The 22,016-nt window shown below is 69.1% G+C and carries 16 protein-coding genes; 10 read left to right on the forward strand and 6 right to left on the reverse strand.

Features of this window, described 5'->3' with window-relative positions; translation table 11 throughout:
- Positions 1–205: 205 nt before the first annotated feature.
- From BKA25_RS28330 to BKA25_RS08290, 3 genes are all read left to right on the forward strand, one after another.
- Positions 206–1,813, forward strand: a complete 1,608-nt coding sequence (locus BKA25_RS28330) for a glycoside hydrolase family 183 protein (RefSeq protein ID WP_311734459.1) — start codon at positions 206–208, stop codon at positions 1,811–1,813.
- Between the two features lie 176 nt (positions 1,814–1,989).
- The gene (locus tag BKA25_RS08285; protein WP_069850821.1) at positions 1,990–3,630 is read left to right on the forward strand and encodes a PLL family lectin; all 1,641 of its coding nucleotides are present in this window, start codon (positions 1,990–1,992) and stop codon (positions 3,628–3,630) included.
- Between the two features lie 51 nt (positions 3,631–3,681).
- The gene (locus BKA25_RS08290) at positions 3,682–5,109 is read left to right on the forward strand and encodes a DUF8189 domain-containing protein (RefSeq protein ID WP_069850820.1); all 1,428 of its coding nucleotides are present in this window, start codon (positions 3,682–3,684) and stop codon (positions 5,107–5,109) included.
- 139 nt (positions 5,110–5,248) lie between these two features.
- Here BKA25_RS08290 and BKA25_RS08295 read toward each other — a convergent pair whose 3' ends face one another.
- Positions 5,249–7,309, reverse strand: a complete 2,061-nt coding sequence (locus BKA25_RS08295; RefSeq protein WP_172803835.1) for a serine hydrolase domain-containing protein — start codon at positions 7,307–7,309, stop codon at positions 5,249–5,251.
- A 257-nt stretch (positions 7,310–7,566) separates the two neighbouring features.
- On the opposite strand from BKA25_RS08295, the gene BKA25_RS08300 reads away from it, so the two are divergent.
- The 5 genes from BKA25_RS08300 to BKA25_RS08320 all read left to right on the forward strand — a co-directional run bounded on the left by BKA25_RS08300 (position 7,567) and on the right by BKA25_RS08320 (position 15,075).
- A complete protein-coding gene (locus tag BKA25_RS08300) occupies positions 7,567–7,932 on the forward strand; it encodes a VOC family protein (protein WP_069853887.1) in 366 nt (121 codons plus the stop codon).
- Between the two features lie 142 nt (positions 7,933–8,074).
- Positions 8,075–8,908, forward strand: coding sequence for an ABC transporter ATP-binding protein (locus tag BKA25_RS08305; protein WP_069853886.1), 834 nt, complete (start codon positions 8,075–8,077; stop codon positions 8,906–8,908).
- A gap of 34 nt (positions 8,909–8,942) precedes the next feature.
- Complete coding sequence (locus BKA25_RS08310) at positions 8,943–9,920, forward strand: ABC transporter substrate-binding protein (protein WP_069850818.1); 978 nt, start codon at positions 8,943–8,945, stop codon at positions 9,918–9,920.
- A gap of 7 nt (positions 9,921–9,927) precedes the next feature.
- Positions 9,928–12,021, forward strand: a complete 2,094-nt coding sequence (locus tag BKA25_RS08315) for an iron ABC transporter permease (protein ID WP_069850816.1) — start codon at positions 9,928–9,930, stop codon at positions 12,019–12,021.
- A gap of 216 nt (positions 12,022–12,237) precedes the next feature.
- Complete coding sequence (locus BKA25_RS08320) at positions 12,238–15,075, forward strand: M48 family metallopeptidase (RefSeq protein WP_069850815.1); 2,838 nt, start codon at positions 12,238–12,240, stop codon at positions 15,073–15,075.
- 21 nt (positions 15,076–15,096) lie between these two features.
- Here the strand turns inward: BKA25_RS08320 and BKA25_RS08325 are convergent, their stop codons facing one another.
- From BKA25_RS08325 to BKA25_RS08345, 5 genes are all read right to left on the reverse strand, one after another.
- Positions 15,097–15,363: a hypothetical protein gene (locus BKA25_RS08325; RefSeq protein WP_069850813.1), complete on the reverse strand. Its 267-nt coding sequence runs from the start codon at positions 15,361–15,363 to the stop codon at positions 15,097–15,099.
- A gap of 55 nt (positions 15,364–15,418) precedes the next feature.
- Positions 15,419–15,850 carry an EndoU domain-containing protein gene (locus BKA25_RS28605; RefSeq protein ID WP_184285080.1) on the reverse strand — a complete coding sequence of 144 codons (432 nt, stop codon included), beginning with the start codon at positions 15,848–15,850 and terminating at the stop codon, positions 15,419–15,421.
- 297 nt (positions 15,851–16,147) lie between these two features.
- Entirely contained in the window at positions 16,148–16,849 is a 702-nt protein-coding gene (locus BKA25_RS08335) for a WXG100 family type VII secretion target (protein ID WP_069850810.1), read from the reverse strand.
- Entirely contained in the window at positions 16,846–17,166 is a 321-nt protein-coding gene (locus tag BKA25_RS08340) for a type VII secretion target (RefSeq protein WP_069850808.1), read from the reverse strand. The genes BKA25_RS08335 and BKA25_RS08340 overlap by 4 nt, the downstream gene beginning before the upstream one ends.
- Positions 17,167–17,168: 2 nt before the next feature.
- Positions 17,169–17,621: a YbaB/EbfC family nucleoid-associated protein gene (locus BKA25_RS08345; protein WP_069850806.1), complete on the reverse strand. Its 453-nt coding sequence runs from the start codon at positions 17,619–17,621 to the stop codon at positions 17,169–17,171.
- A 388-nt stretch (positions 17,622–18,009) separates the two neighbouring features.
- Here BKA25_RS08345 and BKA25_RS08350 point away from each other — a divergent pair, with 388 nt between their 5' ends.
- Together BKA25_RS08350 and BKA25_RS08355 are read left to right on the forward strand one after the other, a co-directional pair.
- Positions 18,010–19,047, forward strand: a complete 1,038-nt coding sequence (locus BKA25_RS08350) for a pectate lyase family protein (protein WP_084643747.1) — start codon at positions 18,010–18,012, stop codon at positions 19,045–19,047.
- 134 nt (positions 19,048–19,181) lie between these two features.
- Positions 19,182–21,965 carry a family 78 glycoside hydrolase catalytic domain gene (locus BKA25_RS08355; RefSeq protein ID WP_069850804.1) on the forward strand — a complete coding sequence of 928 codons (2,784 nt, stop codon included), beginning with the start codon at positions 19,182–19,184 and terminating at the stop codon, positions 21,963–21,965.
- The last annotated feature ends 51 nt before the right edge of the window (positions 21,966–22,016 follow it).

Raw genomic sequence — 22,016 nt, forward strand, 5'->3', positions numbered from 1 at the left:
TAGCGGCGAGCATTGAGTAGAAACACCCACCCTGGCCCATCGATTACTTATAGCGGTTGTTTAGTTTCCTACGGTAAGAATTCGAGGTGTCTCGTTCACCGAGCACTCAGCCCGCGAATAGTCCGCACCCTCGCCCGGGTCCTTCGCAGGCGGCGGCATCGGTGGACGAAACGGTTGGTATCGCCTTTCGGCAAGGAGTCCCACCGTGCCACCGAGACCCGACTCGCCCCGGATCCCACCCGCTATCGGTCGCCGTGGTGTGCTCAGCGGCGCAGCAGCGCTCGCCGCCTCCGCCGCATTCGGTGGTGTCGCCGTCGCGGCCACCGCCGCAGGCTCGCCCACCGCAGGCCGGCCCACCACGGCAACGCAGACCGCCCGCTCCTTCCCCGCTCGTCCGGTGGCGCTGCTGGCCGGGCAGGGCGCCGACGACATCAACCGCACCGCCGACCGCTTCGCGGTGCACGCCACGGACCTGGGGACCATGTGGCGCGACAGCCGAGGCCGGGTAGCCATCGCCTTCGGCGACACCTACGGGGTGGGCTGGGGCGGCAACGGCGCGGGACCGCACACCGCCGACTGGCGATGCAACGTCCTGGCCTACGCCGTGAACACCGATCCCGTCGACGGGCTTCGCATCGAATCGATGGTCACCGACCGGCCCGGCCACGCCGCACAGATCCTGGCCAGGGACACCTCGTTACCCGAGGAGACGGTGATCCCCACGGCGGGCATCGCGGTCGGATCCCGCGACTACCTGCACTACATGTCGGTCCGGCACTGGGGAGCGCCGGGCACCTGGGTCACCAACTACGCCGGACTCGCCTACTCCGACGACGGCGGCCGAAGCTGGATCAAGCCGGTGAACAACCGCTGGTCCCCGGTCGGCGGCGGCGCCCGATTCCAACTCGCCGCCCTGGCCGCCCGGGATGAGACCGTCTATCTGTTCGGCACCCCGCAGGGCCGGTTCGGCGACGTCGCACTGGCCAGGGTCGACGGCGCCCGAATGCTGGATCCCGCCGCCTACGAGTACTGGACCGCCGCAGGCTGGGCGCGGGCGGGCATCGACCGCGCCATCCCCATCATGGCCGGACCGGTCGGCGAGTTATCGGTGCTGTACAACGACCATCTCCGCCGCTGGGTGGCGCTCACCCTCGACGAGAGCCGCGCGGCGATCGTGCTGCGCACCGCCCAGACCCCGATGGGCCCGTGGACGGGTGGGCGGATCATCGCGCACGGCCGCGACTACGGCGGGCTCTACGCGCCGTTCCTGCACCCCGGCAGCACCGGCCGCGACCTGTACTTCGCGCTGTCGCAGTGGACGCCGTACCACGTCCGCTTGATGACGCTGTCCCTGGCCGACCTGCCGATCGAGGACAACCCGGTGCAGGACGGCGGCTTCGAGGACCGGCCTGCGGGCGCAGGTGTCGGGCCCTGGCGGGTCAACGGCCGGGCCGGAGTGGACCAGGGGCTGGGCTTCGCCCATTCCGGTGCCAACAACGGGTGGATCCGAGCCGACACGGGCTGGAGTGACCTCTTCCAGAACGTGGCCCTGCGACCCGGCGCCTCCTACCGGCTGCAGGCCTGGGTCCGCAGTGCCCCGGCCACCGACGGTGGCTACTTCGGTGTCCGCAGGCCCGGCGGCGGGACGATCGCCGAGACCCGCTTCGGGCACCTCGCCGACTACACCCGGTTGACCGTGGACTTCACCTCGGGCCCCGAGGGCATCACCGAGGTGTTCTGCGGCGGCTGGCCCGCCGAGGCGGGCGAGGTGTGGATCCAGCTCGACGACGTCGTGATCAGTCAGCTCGGCTGAGTCGCACTCCCGCTGCGCACCCCGCGCCGCCTACCTCCAGCCTGCCGGGCGGCCCCGACGCCCCGTCCGTCCGAACTCGCCGATCGGCGACCGCATCGTCCGAGTGGTTCCCGGGAGGAAGGAAACCCATGTCCAGCCGAGAAAGACGCCAGGCCCGACGACACAGACCCCACCCAGTGGCCACCCTCGTCCTCACCGTCATCGGGCTGCTGCTCGGCCCGGTGGGCAGCGCCGTCGCCGACCCCGCCCCCTCGCGGACCGACACCGCGCGAACTGCGGTTTCCGACGGGGACCGGCCCACGACCAACGCCGAGGAGATCTCCCCGCTGGACTGCCCCAGCATCCCGCCGAACCACGACCCGGACGTGATCGCCACGGTCTACCGGGTCGGCCTGTCGATGTCGGTGTCGGACAAGGTGATGCTCGCGGGCTTCGAGGCGGGCTGGGTCGAGTCCCACATGAACAACCTGCCCTGTGGCGATCGCGATTCGCTCGGCGTCTTCCAACAGCGACCCTCCCAGGGTTGGGGCACCCCCGAGCAGGTCATGGACGTCTCCTACGCCTCGCGCAGCTTCTTCTCCGAGGCCAAACTCCTCGAACCGCGCTACCCGAACCTCAGCGCGGGACTGCTGGCCGACCGGGTCCAACGCTCCTGCTGTCCGTGGCGCTACGACGAGGCCGAGGGCCGCGCCAGGGCGATGATCGACGAGGCGAGAAGGGCCGTCGGCCCCGGCATCCCGCCCGTGCAGGATCTCCGCGACTTCACCACCAGCGGCTCCTCGGTGGCCACCGCCACCGCGTTGGACGGCCGGATCGAGGTCTTCTCCTCCGACGCCTCGGGCACGACGCACCGCTGGCAGACCGCCCCCGCCGACGGCCGACCCGGCGGCGGGAACTGGTCGGAGTGGACAGCGACCGGCGGTCCGGCCAACGCCGAGATCGCCCTCTCCCGCACACCGGACGGCCGCATCGAGCAGTTCGCACTGACCGCCGACGCGCTATGGCACCGCTTCCAGACCTCGCTGGAGGGCGCCTGGTCGGATTGGACGCAGTTCGGACCCGGCGGCGTCGATGTGGCCACCGCCGTCTCTCGGGACGGCCGCCTGGAGATCTTCGTCGTCCACGACATCGGCATCCGGCATCGGTGGCAGACCAGTCCGGCCGATGGCAGGCCGGGCGGCGGCGGTTGGTCGGAGTGGGTGGAGACCGGCGGACCCGGCGGATCGGAGCTCGTCGTCGACGTCGCACCCGACGGCAGGCTCGAACAACTCGCGGTGACCGAGGCCGCGACCTGGCATCGCTTCCAGACGACCATCGACGGCGCCTGGTCCTCCTGGGGTGAGTTCGGACCGGGCGGCACCGACGTCACCACCGTCGCCGCCTTCGACGGCCGCCTGGAGATCTTCGTCGCCTACGACATCGGCATCCGGCATCGGTGGCAGACCAGTCCGGCCGATGGCAGGCCGGGCGGCGGCGGTTGGTCGGAGTGGGTGGAGACCGGCGGGCCCGGCGCCGCCCGACTCACCATGGCGTTGGCCCCCGGTGGCAGGCTGGAGCAGTTCGCCACCACCGCCGCGGGTGTCCGGCATCGCTACCAGACCGACCTGCACGGCAACTGGTCCGCGTGGAGTGATTTCGGGCCTGGTGGCACCGATCTGGCGGCAACTCGCAACCCCGACGGGCGGATCGAGGTTTTCCTCGCCGTAGGCGATGGCACGTCGGAGATGCAGACCCGCTGGCACACCCGCCCCGCCGACGGCACACCCGGCGGTGGCACCTGGTCGGACTGGGGTGTCTTCCGAGCTCAGACCGTGTGACCACGGGTTCGTCGAGAAGACCGGACCGCTGGCTTAGACCCGAGGAGGACCATGCACCCGACCGTGATCGGCCTACGAAGATCCGTCGCCGCCGCAGCATCCGCCGTGGTACTCGCCGTCGTTGCGAGCGTCACCGTCCTACCCGGAGTCGGGGCCGCCGTGACCGACCCGCGTCCCACCACTGTCGATACCACCACCGGCCCACCGGAGACCTGGCCGGACGGCGTGGGCGAGCCCCGCGAGCCGGGGCCGCGCTCCGACATCCGCGAGGGCGAGGTCATGCCCCTGGCGGCCACCTCGATCACCCGCGACGAGATCATGGCGCGGGCCCACACCTGGGTGGCCGCAGCCGTCTCCTACAGCATCAACCGGTGGCGCGACGGGTACCGCACCGACTGCTCCGGTTTCGTGTCACTGGCCTGGAACACCGGCGCCTCCTACACCACCCGAACCCTCGACCAGGTCTCGCACGAGATCACCAAGGACGAGTTGCTTCCCGGCGACGCGTTGCTGTGGCGACGCTGGGATGGCGACCAGGTCGGGCACGTCCGGGTGTTCGGCGGCTGGCTCGACGCCGCCCGCAGCCGGTACTGGGTCTACGAGCAGACACCGCCGCGCGCCACCTACAACGAGTACAGCTGGTCGCAGACTCAGGCCCTCTACCAGCCCATCCGCTACGACTTCGTGGCCCACGGCCCCGCTCCGGCGCAGAACCTCCGCGAGTTCACCACCACCGGTTCCTCGGTGGCGGCCGCGACCTCCCCGGACGGCCGGGTGGAGGCGTTCACCTCCGACTCGTCCGGCGTGCACCACCGTTGGCAGACCGCGCCCGCCGACGGCAGGCCTGGTGGCGGCGGCTGGTCGGACTGGGTGCACGCGGGCGGACCGGCGAATGCGCGACTGGCGTTCTTCCGTGCCCCGGACGGGCGACTGGAGCAGTTCGCGCTGACGGCGGGGGAGCTGAGCCACCGGTTCCAGACCGACCTCGACGGGGCCTGGTCGCCGTGGGGCGTGCTCGGACCCGGCGGTTCCGACCTGGCCACCGCCGTGGCCTCCGACGGTCGGATCGAGGTCTTCGTGGCGCACGAGGGCGGGATTCGGCATCGGTGGCAGACCAGTCCGGCCGATGGCAGGCCCGATGGAGGCGGCTGGTCGGAGTGGGTCGATACCGGCGGACCCGGCGGAGCGCGGCTGACGGTCACGTTGGCTCCGGGCGGCCGGTTGGAGCAGTTCGCCACCACGTCGTCCGGGGTTCGACACCGCTACCAGACCGACAACGCGGGGAACTGGTCCGGCTGGAGTGACTTCGGGCCGGGCGGCAGCGATCTGGCGGACACCGTGAACGTCGACGGCCGGGTCGAGGTCTTCCTCGACGCCGCCGACGGCGTGCGGTCCCGGTGGCACACCCTGGCCGCCGACGGCACCCCCGGCGGCGGCACCTGGTCGGAGTGGACGGTGTTCCGTCCCGCCGTGATCTGAGGCCGGGGAGAGAACGTCGGGCGAGCCCCTTGTCGGGACTCGCCCGCAGGACCGAGCCCGTCGGTCCTGCCGTGCGGTGCGGCAGGAACGACGGGCTCTGGTTCGGCTATGCCCCGCCTTCGCCGGGAGCGATAGCCGATCAGTAGGTCAGGTTCGGGGACAGGAACATGAAGCTCCAGGCGAACCAGGCGACACCCACCAGGGCGAACAGCACCAGGAAGCCGCCGAGGATCCGGCGCAGGCCGATCCGGTTGCGGAAGCCGTCGACCAGGGACCACACCGCCGGGATGACCGCCAACGCACCCAACCACTGGAAGGCGACGAACAGCGACAACACCCCGCTGGGCGGATCCTGGAAACCGGTGATCAATCCGATCGCCACCACCCGGCCGACGATGCCGATCAGCGCGCTTCCCACGCCGATCCGGGTCAGGATGCGCATCAGCCGCCCGGCTCGGTCGATCTCGGCGAGTCGGTACCGACGACGCAGGATCGCCCCGCCCAGCCAGCCGATCAGGGCGCCCGACAACACGACCATGGACGCGATCAACACCGGCAGGGCCACCCCGGAGCTGTTCGCGGGCTCGACGCGGTTCAGCGTGAAGGCCGAGGCATAGCCGATGTCCTGCACCCGGCCGTCCTCGACCCGCATGGAGATGACCCGCTGGCCGCCGACCTCGCGCCACACCCAGGGCTCGACCTCCTCGTAGACCGCGGGCTGGGCCGTTCCCGGTCCGGGGGTGATCAGCAGGGTGTCGTCCTCCCGAGCGACCACCGAGGTCTCGTCGATCAGGTTCATCGCATCGAGGAAGGTGCTGTGCATCGACCGGGCGGGCTCGTAGACGCCTGCGGCCATCGCGGCGTGCTCTCCAGCGGTCGGCTCGACCGAGGCGTCCTGTGCGGGCAACAGCACCCCGGGACCGGCGGATTCCTCGGCGTCGGACGCCGGGTCGGCGGCCGGGAAGTAACGGTCGGCGAAGCCCGAGGTCACCGCGTCGCGGATCTCCAGGGTGTCGGGGCCCGCCCGGCCGCTGCTGTTGAACGAGACGAAGATGCCGGTGCGCTGACCGGGATAGATCTGCAGGTGGGAATGGAAGAAGTTGGTGTCGCCGCCGTGTCCGATGATGCGATGTCCGTTGCGGCTCTCATCGAAGAAGCCGAGGGTCATCCGAGGCCCGGCGGCCAGGTTGCCCAGTGCTGTGTCGTCGAGCCCGGGCTGGTGCATGAGCTCCATGGTCTCCGGCGACAACAGCGGTGCCTCCGGCGTGTCGCCCAGCTGGGCCAGCATGAATCGCGCCATCTCGGTGGGGCTGGCCGCCAGCGATCCGGCCGGTGCCGGGCCGATGGTCTCGAACGGCGCCGCCGCGCCCGCGTCATCGAGATAGCCGTTGGACATGGCGTCCTGAACCTCGGCGGGTAACGGCTGTTCGAAGGAGGCCGTGGTCATCCCGATGGGTTCCAGCACCTCGGCGTCGACGTACTCGTTGAAGGGCCTGCCGCTGGCGAGTTCCACCAGGTAACCGGCCAGCGCGTTGCCGTAGTTGGAGTAGGCGGGCATCGTGCCGGGCTCGTAGACCTGCTCGGGTGGGTCGATCGCCAGCACGTCACGCAGATCGGGAGTGGTGCCGTCGAAGCGGATCATGTCGTAGAGCCGCTCTTCGAAACCCGGGGTGTGGGTCAGCAGGTGCCGCAGGGTGATCGGGGTGTCGAAGCTGGTGGGGAGCTCGAAATCGAGGTATTCGTTCACGTCGGTGTCGAGGTCGAGATCACCGCTCTCGACGAGCTGCATGGCGGCCGTCGCGGTGAACAGCTTCGACACCGAGCCCACCCGGAACAGCGTGGTGTCGGGGTCCACCGGGACCGCATCGTGTCCGGCGGCCCCGTCGGCGGTCCCGGTGTCGGAGTAGCCGTACCCCCGCGAGGCCAGCACCTCGCCATCGTGCACGACGGACACGCCCGCCCCCGCGATCCCCGCCTTCTCGATGGCGCCGGGGATGAGGCCGTCGAGCCAGGCGTTGACGTCCTCTGTGGTCAGGCTCGCCGTCGTGGCAGGCGCCTGCACTGGCGGGGCAGGAGCGATCTCCGTGCCGAGCGAGGTGCCCGTGACTCCGAGGAGCAGGGCGCCGGTGGTCGCCAGTACGGTCGCGAGACCCGCAGGCCGGGGCAGCACCCGGCTTCGGGCCTTGTGATCAGTGGACACGAGGGACTGCTCCTGTTCGATGGACTCGCCGGTGGATCGACACCCCGAAGTCTTGTCGCGCAGCAGTCCGAGATCGATCGTGCAGGCTGGTGTGCCGGTGGTGTAGCGGGCTCCACCATCGAGCGGCGGTGATCGAGTTCGTCGGGATCGCGGGCCGCGTTGCCAGCGCGCGATGGCGTGTCGTCGACCTCGGCCTGCGGCTTTGCCGATCGGTTCGCGATCTCCCCCGATCGGCCGGCGACGGTTATCATCCTGTGATGACCAGCAGAATCACGGCCATCGCGATCGACGCGGCATCGCCGCAGGTCATCGCGGATTTCTGGTGCCAGGTGCTCGGGTGGCAGGTCGTCGAGGTGGAGGACGGGGGGATCGGCATCGCGCCGGTCGGCGAGACGGTGTCGCGCATCGACATCTTCCCGGTGCCCGAGGGCAAACAGGTGAAGAACCGACTGCACCTGGACCTGCGGGCCGACGGGATGAGCCCGGAGAACGAGTTGGCTCGACTGGTGGAGCTGGGCGCCCGGCGGGTGGATGTCGGCCAGCCCGCCGAGGTGTCCTGGACGGTGTTGGCCGACCCGGAGGGGAACGAGTTCTGCCTGTTGGACACCGGATCGCAGCCCTGATCGAGCCCTGAGCAGCGGGTGGCTCCGGACCGCCGCAGTACGCGGCCCGGCGCCAAATTCACCTGCTGTGGTGCGGTGATGAGAATGTGCCGACGAACACGCCCCCTTGTGACTTAGGTAAACCTCTCCTTAGTGTGTGGCGGTGTCCGCAACCCCACCGCACGCCCCGACCGGCGTCGCCGCCCGCGAACTCGACATCGCCTACGGCCGCGACACCGTGGTGCACGCCGCCTCGATCGCCCTTGACGCGGGCACCGTGACCGCGCTGATCGGTCCCAACGGCAGCGGAAAGTCCACTCTGCTGCGGGCGCTGGCCCGGTTGCACCCGCCGGTCGCCGGGGCCGTCACCTTCGCCGACGGCGCCGACCTGCGTGCGCTGTCCGGAAAAGACCTCGCCCGGCGGATCACGCTGCTATCCCAGCAACGGACCGCGCCCGGCGGCCTGTGCGTCCGAGAACTGATCGAGTTCGGTCGGCATCCGCACCGCTCCCGGTGGGGCGGCCACGACCCGGACGGCCCCGCCGCCGTGGAACGCGCCCTGACGCTCACCGGGCTCACCGCGCTCGCCGACCGCCCCGTGCAGGCCCTGTCCGGTGGGCAGGCCCAGCGCGTGTGGCTCGCGAGCTGCCTCGCCCAGGACACCGCGCTGCTCCTGCTCGACGAGCCGACCACCTTCCTCGACCTGCGATACCAGGTGGAGATCCTCGATGTGGTCCGCGACCTCGCCGACGCACACGGCGTCGGCGTCGGCGTGGTGCTCCACGACCTCGATCAGGCCGCCGCCATCGCCGATCGAATGCTGCTCCTCGAAGGCGGCCGGGTCACCGCCGGCGGCACCCCGGACGACGTCCTCACCGCCGAGAACCTCACCCGTGCCTACGGAATCCGCGTCGATGTCGCTCGCATCGACGGGCGCATCCACACCCGCGCGGTCGGCCGGTTCAACGATGCGGCCGCCGCGCTCGCCCAGGCGTGACCATCAACGCTTCACCCCAGCAAGTAGGAGAGACATGCGTAGCACCCGCGTGATGATCGGTTTGTCGGCCGCTGCGGCCATGGTGGTCGCAGGCTGCGGCACCACGGAGGAAGCAGGCGGTGACCAGCCTGCCGCCGGCGGCGGCGATCCCATCACCATCGTCGACTCACGGGGCCAGGAGGTCACCCTCGACGGGCCGGCGCAACGGGTCGCGGCCACCGAGTGGAACGGCGTCGAGCACCTGGTCTCGCTCGACGTCATGCCGGTCGGAGTCGCCGACATCGAGGGCTACAGCAAATGGGTCAGCGCCGTGCCACTGGATGACACGCCCACCGAGATCGGCACCAGGGGCGAACCGAGCATCGACACCCTCGGATCGCTGAACCTGGATCTGGTCGTGGCCACCGACTCCCTCAACGAGGGCGCCATCGAACAGATCGAGGCGATGGTCCCGGTCATCGTCATCGAGGGCGGCAACGGGGAGGACCCCATCGGCAGCATGTTCGCCAGCCTCGACATGGTCGCCGAGGCCACCGGCAAGCAGGACGAGGCCGAGCAGTTGCGGACCGACTTCGACGCGAAGATCGCCGAAGGCGCCGCCACCGTGGAGGAGCTGGGCGCGACGGGCGAGCCGATCGCCTTCTCCGACGCCTATGCCGATGCGGGCTCGGTCAGTATCCGCCCCTTCGTCGAAGGCGCCCTGGTCGTCTCGGTCTTCGAGGAGCTCGGCCTCGAGAACGCCTGGACGATGGAGGGCGACGCGTCCCACGGACTCGCCCAGGCCGATGTGGAAGGCCTCACCGAACTGGGAGATGTCCGGTTCTGGTACATCGCCAACGACGTGCTCGGCGACCCCTACACCGACGAACTGGCGGGCAACGCGATCTGGCAGAGCCTGCCGTTCGTGCAGGACGACAAGGTGTATCGCTTCCCGGACGGCCTGTGGATGTTCGGCGGACCGCTGTCGATGATGCAGTACGTCGACGCGGCCGTCGACGCTCTCGAGGCGTAGCACCACGGTGACTACGGCGACTCGGCCGCGCCCGCAGGCGGCACCGGCCACCGACACCCCCCGCCGAGGGCGCGGGCGGCTCGTGACGTTGAGCGTCGGGCTCGCGGCGTTCATCCTGTTGATCTCGGCGGTGCATCTCACCCAGGGCACCTCGGACCTCGACGCCCTCGACGTGCTGGGACTGCTGTTCGGCCAGACGGCGGACCACACGCTGGCGGTCGTCATCGAGTCCCGGCTTCCCAGGCTGCTCGCGGCGATCGTCGTCGGGGTCGCACTGGGAGTCGCGGGCACGGCGATGCAGTCGGTGGCGCGCAACATCATGGCGGCGCCGGACACGCTGGCCGTCGGCGCCGGTGCCCATCTCGCGATGGTGGCGGTCGCGGCCTTCGGGGTCTCGGTTCCGCTGCTGGGCTCGGCGGGCATCGCCTTCGCGGGCGGGCTGGCCGCGGCGGCCCTGGTGCTCACCCTGTCCGGCGCGGGTGGCACCGGAATCGTGCGACTGGTCCTGGCGGGCACCGCCACCGCCCTGGCCATGACCGCGGGGACCAACATCCTGTTGCTGCTGTTCGCGCAGGAGACCCAGGGAATGTATGCCTGGGGCGCGGGGTCGCTCGGGCAGAACGGACTCGACGGCGTCCGCACCATCGGACCGATCATCGGCGTCGCCGTGTTGCTGTTGTTGCTGGTGGCACGGCGACTGGACCTCGTCTACCTCGGCGACGACCACGCCAGGGCGCTGGGCGTCGGCGTTGGCCGGGTCCGACTGGTGACGATCCTGCTCGCCGTGCTGTTGTCCGCCTCGGCGGTGACCCTGGCGGGCCCGATCGGTTTCGTCGGCCTGGCCGCCCCCGCGTTGATGCGGCTCTCGGCCAACGCGATTCCCGGACTGCACCGGCATACCGCCCTGATCCTGACCTCCGGCGCGACCGGGGTGGCCCTGCTGTTGGGCGCGGATGTCCTGCTGCGCGCGCTGGTCGGTGCCCAGGGCGCGCTGGAGGTCCCCACCGGAGTGGTGACCAGCCTGTTGGGCGCCGTCTTCCTGATGGTGCTGGCCCGCAACATCCGGATCAGCTCCACCGTGGAGCCACCGGCCGCGGGCACCAAGGGCACGATCAGCGCCCGCCGCTTCCGGCTGACCCTCGGTGTCCTGCTGATCGCGGCGGTCGGGGTGACGGTCGGCTCGGTGCTGCTGGGCGATACCTGGCTGCTGCTGGGCGATGTGGCCAACTGGATCACCGGACAGGCCGGTCCCATCGTCAGCAACGTCATGGACAACCGTGCCCCCCGGGTGCTCGCCGCGCTGTTGGCGGGGGCCGCCCTGGCCCTGGCGGGTGCGGTGATCCAGTCGGTGGCCCGCAACCCACTCGCGGAACCCGGCATCATCGGCGTCGCGGGCGGCGCGGGTCTCGGTGCGATCACCGTGATCACCCTGGTCACGGGCGTCGGATTCTGGTTCCAGGCCGGTGCGGCGGCGGTGGGAGCGGCCGTGGCCACCGCCGTGGTGTTCGCGATGGCCGCCAAGGGCGGCTTCGCCAGCGCCCGACTGGTGCTGATCGGCTTCGGGGTGCAACAGGCCACGCAGGCTCTGATCACCCTGCTGATCACCGCGTCCGACCCGTGGAACGAGACCAAGGCGCTGACCTGGCTGGCGGGCTCCACCTACGGCCGGTCCTTCGAACACCTGGTGCCGATGGTCGTGGCGGTGCTGCTGATCGTGCCGCTGCTGATCCGAACCAGGAGCGAACTCGACCTGCTGTCGGTCGACGACGAGACTCCACGGGTGCTGGGCGTCCATGTGCCCCGATCCCGACTCCTGCTGTTGGTGTGCTCGGTCCTCCTGACGGGCACGGCGGTCGCGGGCGTCGGCGTGATCTCCTTCGTCGGCCTGGTGGCCCCGCATGCGGCCAGGGCGATCGTGGGTCGGCGGCACTCCAGGGCGCTGCCGGTGGCGGCACTGTTGGGCGGCATCCTGGTGTGCGCCGCCGACACCATCGGCCGCACCGTCATCGCCCCCGGCCAGCTTCCGGCGGGTCTGATGACCGCCCTGATCGGCGCGCCGTACTTCGTCTGGCTGCTCTACCGGAGCCGCACCCGCACCTGACAACCACCGCCTCGCGCCCCGAGTAACCCCGCGCCACTCACCCGTTCGTAGGAACCCGTCGCCGTCGGTGCGCGGCATACTTTCACGGGGGATCGACACGGGTCGGGGTGACATGGCCACTGTGCGTACGGGACGCGAGGTGGTGATCAGGCTTGCCCGGGCGGCCCCGCCCGACCGGCGCCGCGTCGGATCAGGGGCATCGCGCTGGGCGATCCGATGACCAGGGCGACCAAGCTCGACGAGCGGATGCTGAACGCGGGCACCACCGCGAAGTTCGTGCTGCTCGTCGTCCTGTTGATCGCCAGCAGCAGCATGATGGTGCTCAACGTGGCCCTCGCGTTGACCGCCTACGACGGCCTCTCCTGCTCGCTGGCCGCAGGCATCGCCCCCGGCGAGGACTCGCCCGCCGAGGTGATCGCCAAGCGCGGCAACCAATGGCTGGCCTACCGCGAATGCAGTGAACGCTATGCGGCGCCGCCGTCCTGGTGGGTCTTGGTCGTCTGGTGGGCGCTGCTGGCCGCGCTGACCGCCCTGCTGTTCCGCGTGTTACCCGCGTGGAAGGCGCGTCGCGGCCGGGTGGTCCCGTTGGCCGCCATCGACCACGACGGCGAGATCCACCGCACGGTGGCCGCCCTGGTGGCGACCGCAGGCCTGGAATGGTCGCCGCGCATCGTCGTCGACCTGACCGCAACCTCGGCAGGGGCCGTGGTCTTCGGCCGCAACAAACAGGCCACGGTGTGCCTGCACGGCGGTCTCATCGCCCTGCGCTCCGCCGCCCCGGACCGATTCCGGGCGGTGGTGCTGCACGAACTCGCCCACATCGCCAACCGCGACGTGACGATCACCTATCTGACCGTGGCGCTGTGGCGGGTCTACCTGGGCGCGGCTCTCCCGCCTTTCCTGCTGTGGTGTGCCTGGCGTTTCTGGTACATGTCCGACTCGGAGGTCGGCGGTATCGAAGCCCCGATCGTGTTCCGGGCGCTGCTGCTCATCGCAGTGTTGACCGTGCTGGTCTACCTCGCCCGATCCGATGTGCTGCGCAGCCGCGAGATCTACGCCGACCTCGCCGCGGTGCGGTGGGGCGCGGACCACGGTGGTTGGACGGCGCCAACGGAGGCCGAGGCCGAGCAGAGCCGGGGCCGTCGGGCGCTGCGCCGGTTCGCCGAACTATGGCACCCGCACCCCAGCTGGGCACTGCGTCGCCGGGCCCTGACCGATCCGGCGATGTTGTTCGGCGTCGACGCGCTGCCGCTGTTCCTCACCGGTGCGGCAGGTGCCATCGTGCACACCCATGGCATGTTCGTCCTCACCCAGTACGCCGCAATCACGCTGTGGGCCCAACATGCCATCGCACTCACCGCAGCAGGCCTGATCGCGGGGGTGGTCGGCACCGCGTTGTTCCGCGCGGTCACCCATCGAGCGCTGGGCGGCGGCGCCCCGCCGTCGGCGGTCCGCGCGGGCTGGTGGCTGGGCCTCGGCATGGTGGCGGGCGGGATCGTCACCGGTCAGGGCACCATCAACGAATGGGTCCCGCTCCGGCCCTGGATCCTGGGCCTGGTCGTCATGGCTGCCATGGCGTTCAGCTGGTGGCTCGTGCACTGTGCACGGCTGTGGGTCGCCGCCTGGCAGGGACGATCCCTGCGGGGCGTGATGGTGCTCAGTCTGTTGGCCTCGGCCTTGGCCCTGTCGGTGTGGTTCTACTGGTGGCACACCCAGGGCGTGGCCTTCGCGACGGGTTGGCTGCCCGATCTCGCCGGAGTCCGCGATTCGGTGGTCACCTTCCAGCTGGGCATCGAATCGGACCGACCGCCGCTACAACTGCTCGACCGGGTGTTCGCCCGGATGGTCAGCATGACGGACACCGTGGCCGGACTTCCCCTGGTCATCGCCGCCTTCGTCGGAGTCTGGTCGGTGCCGCTGCTCGCCTGGACCGCGCGAAAGCCCGCCGGCCGACCGGCGTGGGCCGGTGATGCGCCGTGGGCAGGCGGCGACCCCCGACCGGGCGAGGGCCTCCCCGCCCTGCAACGCGTGCTGATTCCGGGAGCCATCGGCGGGATCGCGGGCGGGTTGGCCTTGGCGGCGGTGGTCGCCGGCTTGCTCGCCGCTCGGGAGACCGAGACCTCGGTGGCCCGGTACGTGGTGGCCCAAATGGGCGGTTTCGTGCTGACACTGGTGATCGCCTCGGCCGTGGCCGCGCTGCTGGCCCGCCTCGCAGTCCCCACCCATCGGTTGCAGGCCGCGCTGATTGCAGGCGGGGTGGCGGCTGCGCTCGCCTTCGCGATCCTGCTCATGTGGGACGCCTCCGAGCTGTGTCTGCCGCCGTTGAACCTCGAGTTGGCGCCGTGCGCCACGGTGGCCAGCCCGCTGCCCCTGTTCAACTCGGTGTTCGTGACCGCGCTACCGATCAGTGCACTCATCGCGGCGCTGATCGCGGTGCCCCGGCCGTTGCGCAGGCCGAGACCGAGCCGGCCGGGGTTGACCGCACCGGCGCGCATAGCGGTGATCGTCCTGCTCGGGGTCAACCTGACGGTGGCCAGCGGCTACGTGTTCCAGCAGGCGTCGTTCGCCTCCCGATTGCCGGAGTCCGCCGACGTGCAACGCAACGCGGTACAGACGATGCCACTCGACGTGGGCACGGCCGCTTCGCCGCAGGCCAGGGCGCTCCAGGCCGATGCGTGGTTCGACCGGGGCGGGGACGACCTGCTGGACACCTATTACCGGTCCCGCGAGGAACTGTTCGACGCGGTCACCCTGCGGGTCGACGCCGGGTACACCGTCGACCTGCTCACCGACATCGGTCCACTGTGTGCGGAGCTGGTCGACTTCAGCTTCTCCGCATCCGACTACTTCCGGATTCCCGACGCCGAGGCCAACGTGCTCTGGGTGACCTTCCTCCTCCAGGTCTGGCAGGCGGGCGAGGACTGCCAGACCGGGATCGAGACCAATGACGCGGACCTGTTCAATTCCGCGATGCAGGAACTGGCCACCGCCCAGGACACCGCCTACGAGATCGACGAGGCTCTAGACGCGGTGATCAGCGCGGGCGAGGGGTGACGGACCGAACCCAGCGGATGATCACGATCCCGAACTGACTTCGAGCTGCGCCAACACTCCCGCCGGATCGGCGACATAGGTGTAGCGCGGGTCGGGATCGGTGTACATGCTCAGAATCTCGGCGAGGATGCCCCGTTCCTCCAAGGTCACCGGGATCTGCCGTTTCACCAGGGTCGCGCAGAGCACGTCGAGCAGTTCGGTCCGCTCGCCCGCGTTGAGGTACGACCAGTACGACTTGAGTTGCCGGGGCGGGAGTCGTTCCGCGAGGCGACCATCGAGCCTCTCCATCAATTTGCGGAGGTCCCTGCCAACTTTGACGACGTCCAACGGTATCTCCCTTGCACTAGCCGACCGGATTGCCGTGCTCGTCGTACCGGACTGGATCGCCCCGCTCGTTCTCGCCGACCCAATCGCCGTTCTCGTCCTGCTGAATCAGTGTGCCGTTCTCGTTGTACACACCCGGAACGCCGTTCTCGTCATTGTGGAACACGCCATGACCGCCAGGCTGCGGAAAGGCTGTCACGATGTTGCCGTCGGGATCGATGATGACCTCTACCGTCACACCATCCCGAGTCCCTTGGGCGTTCCAGTTGCCGTTGTCCTGTAAGAAGGGCGGTTCATCCGGGTTCCTGGCGATATCAAGAATGTTCTCGACGATCCGGTCACCGGGTCGGTTCTCATCGTAGGGCGCCCATCGCTCGGGAAACTCGGTCTTGTCGGACAGGCCGGTGCCAGGGAAGTGACCGCCACCCTCATCGTCGCCGTGACCGTCCAAGATGTGATTCCGACGGTCATCGCTGAGGCCGATGTCCGCAGGCTGGGGCGGCGTGGTCGAGCCGTCGGTGTTGTTCCATTGGTTGTCGGTGTCGGTCGGGGCGGCCGGATCGGTCGATTGTGGGCCGGATTCGGTGGGGCGGCCGCGCACCGCGATCTCACCGGTCGCCTCCTGTGAGCTCTTCACCCCGGAGCCGGGATTGGACGATGGGGGTTTTCCATCGCCGTCGGGCGTACGGCGGTGTAATGCGAATCGGACGATGAGCACGACTAACGCGAGCAGTCTCGTCATGGCCGCCTACTCGTTGAGAAGCTTGCTGAGGTTGGTGAGACTGTCGATCAGTCCCAGGGTGTACGTCAGAATGCGACCCGCCCACTTGACCACCGCAGCCGCGATCTGCGAGGCGATCACCGGGATCGTGACCACGAAGATCGCCTCGACGGCCCAGACGATCACCCGGGCGACCAGATCTGCGATGAGATCGCGGACCAATCCTCTGGTCAGCTCGACGAGCCCGCCCGCCCCCTCGGTGGCCACCGACATCGCCGTCGAGATCGCCGACAGACCCCCGAGCGCCTCGACGTTGTTGGCCATCATGCTGCGATAGGCCTCCGATGCCTCGCCGGTCCAATCCGGAAGGTCCGCCGCCAGGTGCGCGTCGAGATCGGTTGCCATGGCTGATAGCTCGGTAGACATGTTCTCCCAGGTGGCGGCGTGTGCGGCTACCACGTCCGGAATGCCGGTCAGCTCGTCGAGCATCTCTCGTAGCGGGTCGAAATACTCCATCGCCCAGCCGAGTCCATTGGCCAATAGCGCGCTGATCGGGTCCATCGCGGTCGCCGCGGCCTCGACGGCCAGCGTGCCACCAGCCAGCGCGGTGTCCACCCAGCTTTCGCCCGCGATGGCATCGATCAGACCCTCGACGCCCTCGGCCAACCCCGAGCCCGTCCACACCTCGCGGGACGACTCCACCGGTGCGATCAACGAGTCTTCACTCATCGCAACGCCTCGCCCCCGGCGGAACGGATCACGTCGGTATTCGTGTCCTCCATGCCCTCGTAGTTCGAAGCCGTGGTGCGCAAGGCCTCGGCGAGCAGATTGAGGTTCTCCTCGACGTAGGCGAACAACTCGTCCTGCTTGGTATGCCTAGCCTCCAGCACACCTGAGATCCAGCCGCACAACGTGCCGTAGGCCTCTTCGTTCTGCGCGATGTTCGAGCTGGCCGACCGCACCGCGTCGAACCGCGCCCGGACCGCATCCACATTGCCCGCATGGGTACGTAATTGCTCGACCTCGACGTCGTATCCGTCGGCCATGCTCACCGCCGCCCGAGGTAGGAGCGGTCGTCGAAGTCCTCGCCGTCCTCGTCCGTCGAGGAACCAGGGTGCGGTGGTGCCTCACCACGCAGTTGCCTGCCGACGCTGGCCGAGACGGCCTGTGCCGTCGGCGATTCGGTCCCCATCGTGTCGGCGATGATCTCCTGCGACTGCTCGGACAGGGTGGTCCTCGCCCGGCCGAGCGTCGCCATGATCGTCTCGGCTACGACGGTCGGGGGGACACGGTGAATCCGGTCGGTCAGTGTGAGATTCACCAGCGAGCCGGTCGAATCGATGGTGACCTCGGTCAGCCCGGTCGGATCGTTCGTGGTGATACGCACAGCTTGAAGACGGCTGCTCATCGTCTGGGTGTCGGCGGCAAGCTTGTCGATGCGGCCCTTCCACGCTTCGAGTCGCTCGCGGGCCCCGCCGGGGTCGAGGATGCGGTCGTTCATGTCGCCTCCGATCTACTTGCGGAGTGACGCTAAGGGCACCGAGAGTAACGACAGTTCTGTCGCTCGGGGGCGGATTGGTCGGATTGACGTCCGATCCGGTCTCCGCATCGATCCACGCGTCGAAGCGACGCGGCGCACGCCAGTGATCATCGACGCTTGTCGCCGCCCATTCGGCCGCCCGGTTATGCGATCCATTCGACGCGAGAGTCGATTGTGGGTTCGAACTCGATTCGATTCGGTGAATAGTTGACAGTATGTGCGATTAATTCGTATCGTGTCGATCTCCTTGCGATTGGCGGAATTCTGGTTCGTAATCGGTCGGGCAACCGACAGTGCGGCCGGAGAATTCCGCCGGTCGAATCGAACGAATCGATCAAAGGAGATCGTGATGACCAGGTTCGGAATTCTTCGGAACCCGGGGCGGCGACGGCGATCCGTCGTGCTGATCGCCCTACTGGCCACGGTCGGCGGGGTGGTGTCCGTGGCGCCCGCCACCGCCGACGCACCACCGGCCGGACAGGTCTACTCCGATGTCGCCGACGGATTCGCGGGCACCAGCGGACTGGGTGTCGAGCGCACCACCGGCGGCGAGGGCGGCGAGACCGTCACCGTCACCGACTATGAATCCCTGGTCCGCTACGCCACGGCCCCCGAGCCCTACGTCATCCGGGTCGGCGGCGAGATCACCGTCACGCCCTACGGCACCGAGATCCGGGTGGCCTCCGACAAGACCATCGTGGGCGTCGGCCTGGTGGGACACATCGTCAACGGCGGTTTCTTCCTCGGCGACGGCGTCCACAACGTGATCATCCGCAACCTCACCATCCGCGACACACTGATGGAGGAGGACGACCCCGACGACAAGGACTTCGACTACGACGGCATCCAACTCGACAACGCGCACCATGTCTGGATCGACCACAACACCATCACTCGGATGAACGACGGACTGATCGACAGCCGCAAGGACACCACCTACCTGACGGTGTCGTGGAACGTGCTCGCCGAGAACAACAAGTCCTTCGGTATCGGCTGGACCGACAACGTCACCTCGCGGATCACCATCCACCACAACTGGATCCGCGACACCAATCAGCGCAACCCCAGCGCCGACAACATCGCCTACGCGCATCTCTACAACAACTACCTGCAGAACGTGCGATCCACCGGAAACCATTCGCGTGGCGCCACCAAGATGGTCCTGGAGAACAGCTACTTCGACAACGTCAAGGACCCGTACTACCTGGACGCGGCCGCGGAATTGCGCGAGTCCGGCAACATCGTGGTCAACTCCACCGGAAAGCGGGATTCCGGCGGCTCGGCGTTCAACCCGAGCGACTTCTATTCCTACACCTTGGACTCGGCGGCCGACATCCCCGCATTGCTGGGCACCGAGGCCGGACCACAGGCCGACATCGGGCAGTGATCTCGCGCGACCACCGTAGTAGAGGACGGTCCATTCCGGCCCGTGAATGGCCGATTCCGGCTGCTGGACTCGATCGGGCCCCTCGACGCTGCCTATGGTGCCATGACTGAAGCGGACCAGCCCTGGGAGCGACGATGCGCCAGCGACCTGCCGTGATCGGGACAGCGTTATTCTCCGCCGTCGGCCTCGCCGTCGGTCTCGGGGCGCCAGTGGGAACGGCGATCGGTGAGATCCGCAACCGAGCCCCGCTGGCGCCATCGGTGCTCAGTGTCAACGACCAGGCCGCCCCACTCAACATCGAGGGCACCCCGGCATTCGGTTGGCAACCGCAGGATCCGGACCACCACGAATTCCAAAGCGCCTACCAGATCAAGGTCGAGCGGGCCGCCGACGGCACCCCGGTCTGGAACAGCGGCCGGGTGCGCTCCGCCGAGCAGTCCTACATCGACTACGCGGGCCCTGATTTGTTGCCGGGCCGCGAATATCACTGGACGGTGCGGACCTGGGACAGCGGCGGTCGATCCTCGCCGTGGGCCGAACCCGCCCGCTTCGAGACCGGCCTCACCGACGAGGACTGGGCAGGAGCGGAATGGATCCGCCGCGATGCCGCCGAGGCGGACGAGTACACGTTGGCGCGCACCGAGGTGACGGTCGCCGACAGCCCCATCGTCCGAGCCAGGGCCTACACCGCCGCCTCCCACACCTACGAGCTCTTCCTCAACGGGCAGCGTGCCGACCGGGGGCCCTCCTTCGGCTACCCCGGCGAGGGCTACTACCAGGCCGCCGACGTCACCGACCTCGTCGAGCCCGGCAGCCCACTCGCCATCGGCGTGCGCTACCACTGGTACGGCGACGGGCAGGGCCGACCGGCGGGCGAACCGGGCCTGTTGCACAAACTGTTGATCGAACACGAGGACGGCAGCACCCAGATCGTCGACACCGACGACAGCTGGCGGGTCACCCGCGACACCCGGTTCGTCGCCGAATCACCACTGCGCAACGGGGAAGGCGACCGGGTCGACGAACAGGACGCCCGAGGCATCATCCCCGGTTGGAACGACGCCGACTTCGACGACACCGACTGGGCGGCCGCGACCAGCCTCGGAGCACACCCCGCCGAACCCTTCACCAGCGTGACCGGCCAGGAGACCCGGGTCACCGAGACGGAGATCGACGCGGTCGAACTGCACACGGCCGCCGACGGCACCGTCGTCGCCGACTTCGGCGTGGTCGTGCCCGCCCGGCCGATCGTCCGCTTCGACGAGGGCGTCGACGGCCGGACCCTGCAACTGCGCGCGGGCTACGAACTCACCGAGGACGGCCGGGTCGACACGTCCCGACTGTCCACCCAGAACACCCTGATGACCTTTCCCTACACCCAGGTCGACGGGCCCCAGGAGTACGAGGCCTTCACCCACCTGGCCTTCCGCTACCTGGAGATCCCCGACGCGGCCGAGGACATCGCCCTCGACGATGTCGCCGCCGTCCTACTGCACACCGAGATCCCCGCCGACGCCGAGGCGACCTTCACCAGTTCCGACGACACCCTCACCGAGGTGTGGGAGCTGATGCAGCGTTCCGCGCTGTACTCCGTGCAGGAACAGTTCGTCGACACCCCGACCAGGGAGAAGGGCCAGTTCCTGCTGGATTCGGCCAACATCTCCTATGCCACCATGCAGGGTTTCGGCGAACGGGACGCCACCCAACAGGCCATCCGCGAGTTCCTCGCCTCCCAACAACGTCATTGGGCCGACGGCGCGGACAGCGGGCGGTACAACGCCGTCTACCCCAACGGCGACGGCAAACGCGACATCCCCGACTTCACCCAGATGTTCGTCAACTGGGTGTGGCGGTACTACCAGGTCACCGGCGACCGGTCCCTGCTCGCCGAGGCGTACCCGGCGATCCGGCAGACCGCCGAGTACGTGCTCCGACACATCCCCGGCGACGGCCCGACGGCGGGCCTGGTCACCGAACTCGCGGGCGGCAGCGGCGACTACGAGTTCGGGATCATCGACTGGCCCGCACCCGGTCGCTTCGACTACGACATGGCCACCGCCGCCCGCACCACCATCAACGCCCAAGGCGTGGAGGTGCTGCGACGCACGGCCCAGATGGCCGAGGAACTGGGCCGTCCCGCCGAGGAGGGCGAGCACTATCGAGCAGCCCAGGCGGCGCTGACCGAGGCCATGAACGAGCAGTTGCGTGCCGAGGACGGCGCTTACGTCGACGGCCTGTACGCGGACGGCACCCAGAGCGACGGACGCAGTCAGCACGCCACCTCATATGCCATCGCCTTCGGGATCGCACCGGAGGCCGATCACCCGGCGCTCGCCGAACACCTGGCCTCGATGGGGATGCGGCAGGGTCCGATGACCGCCCACTGGTTGCTGCAGGCACTCTCGGACGCCGAGCGACCCGACCTGGTACACGACCTGCTCACCGACCCGACGAAACTCGGCTGGGCGAACATCCTCGATCAGGGCGCGACCTTCACCTGGGAGGCGTGGACCCGGGAAGAGGGCTCGAACCACAGCCAGTCCCACGGCTGGGGTGCGCAGGCCGCTGTCGACATCACCGAGACGATGCTGGGCATCCGACCGGGCGATCCCGGCGCCGCGACGGTGCGGCTCGTCCCGCCCGCCGCCGGACCGCCGGACGCCGAGGGCACCGTGCACACCCAACGCGGACCGGTGTCGTTGGACTGGGTGCGCACCGATCGCGGCGTCCGGGCGACCGCGCAGCTGCCCGTCAACGTCACCGGCCGGGTCGAACTACCCAGGGTCGAGGGGATGACCTACCGCTCCACGGGTCGGTCGCGGGCTCGCTATATCGAGACGACCGAGGACCGGGTGATCTTCGAGGTCGGCTCCGGCGAGTCCCGGTTCGTGCCGGTGACCGGCGACGGACCGCGCTGATCCGAACCCCCGGTTCCTGACACGAGAAAGCCGGTGGGTGGCATCCGAGAT

It is taken from the genome of Actinoalloteichus hymeniacidonis (genome assembly GCF_014203365.1).
GTDB lineage: Bacteria > Actinomycetota > Actinomycetes > Mycobacteriales > Pseudonocardiaceae > Actinoalloteichus_A > Actinoalloteichus_A hymeniacidonis.

Coding starts and splice junctions, on each gene's coding strand:
- BKA25_RS08290 (WP_069850820.1), top strand. CDS start 3,682: ATGCACCCGACCGTGATCGGCCTACGAAGATCCGTCGCCGCCGCAGCA.
- BKA25_RS08300 (WP_069853887.1), top strand. CDS start 7,567: ATGACCAGCAGAATCACGGCCATCGCGATCGACGCGGCATCGCCGCAG.
- BKA25_RS08310 (WP_069850818.1), top strand. CDS start 8,943: ATGCGTAGCACCCGCGTGATGATCGGTTTGTCGGCCGCTGCGGCCATG.
- BKA25_RS08320 (WP_069850815.1), top strand. CDS start 12,238: ATGACCAGGGCGACCAAGCTCGACGAGCGGATGCTGAACGCGGGCACC.
- BKA25_RS08325 (WP_069850813.1), bottom strand. CDS start 15,363: ATGGAGAGGCTCGATGGTCGCCTCGCGGAACGACTCCCGCCCCGGCAA.
- BKA25_RS08335 (WP_069850810.1), bottom strand. CDS start 16,849: ATGAGTGAAGACTCGTTGATCGCACCGGTGGAGTCGTCCCGCGAGGTG.
- BKA25_RS08340 (WP_069850808.1), bottom strand. CDS start 17,166: ATGGCCGACGGATACGACGTCGAGGTCGAGCAATTACGTACCCATGCG.
- BKA25_RS08345 (WP_069850806.1), bottom strand. CDS start 17,621: ATGAACGACCGCATCCTCGACCCCGGCGGGGCCCGCGAGCGACTCGAA.
- BKA25_RS08350 (WP_084643747.1), top strand. CDS start 18,010: ATGACCAGGTTCGGAATTCTTCGGAACCCGGGGCGGCGACGGCGATCC.
- BKA25_RS08355 (WP_069850804.1), top strand. CDS start 19,182: ATGCGCCAGCGACCTGCCGTGATCGGGACAGCGTTATTCTCCGCCGTC.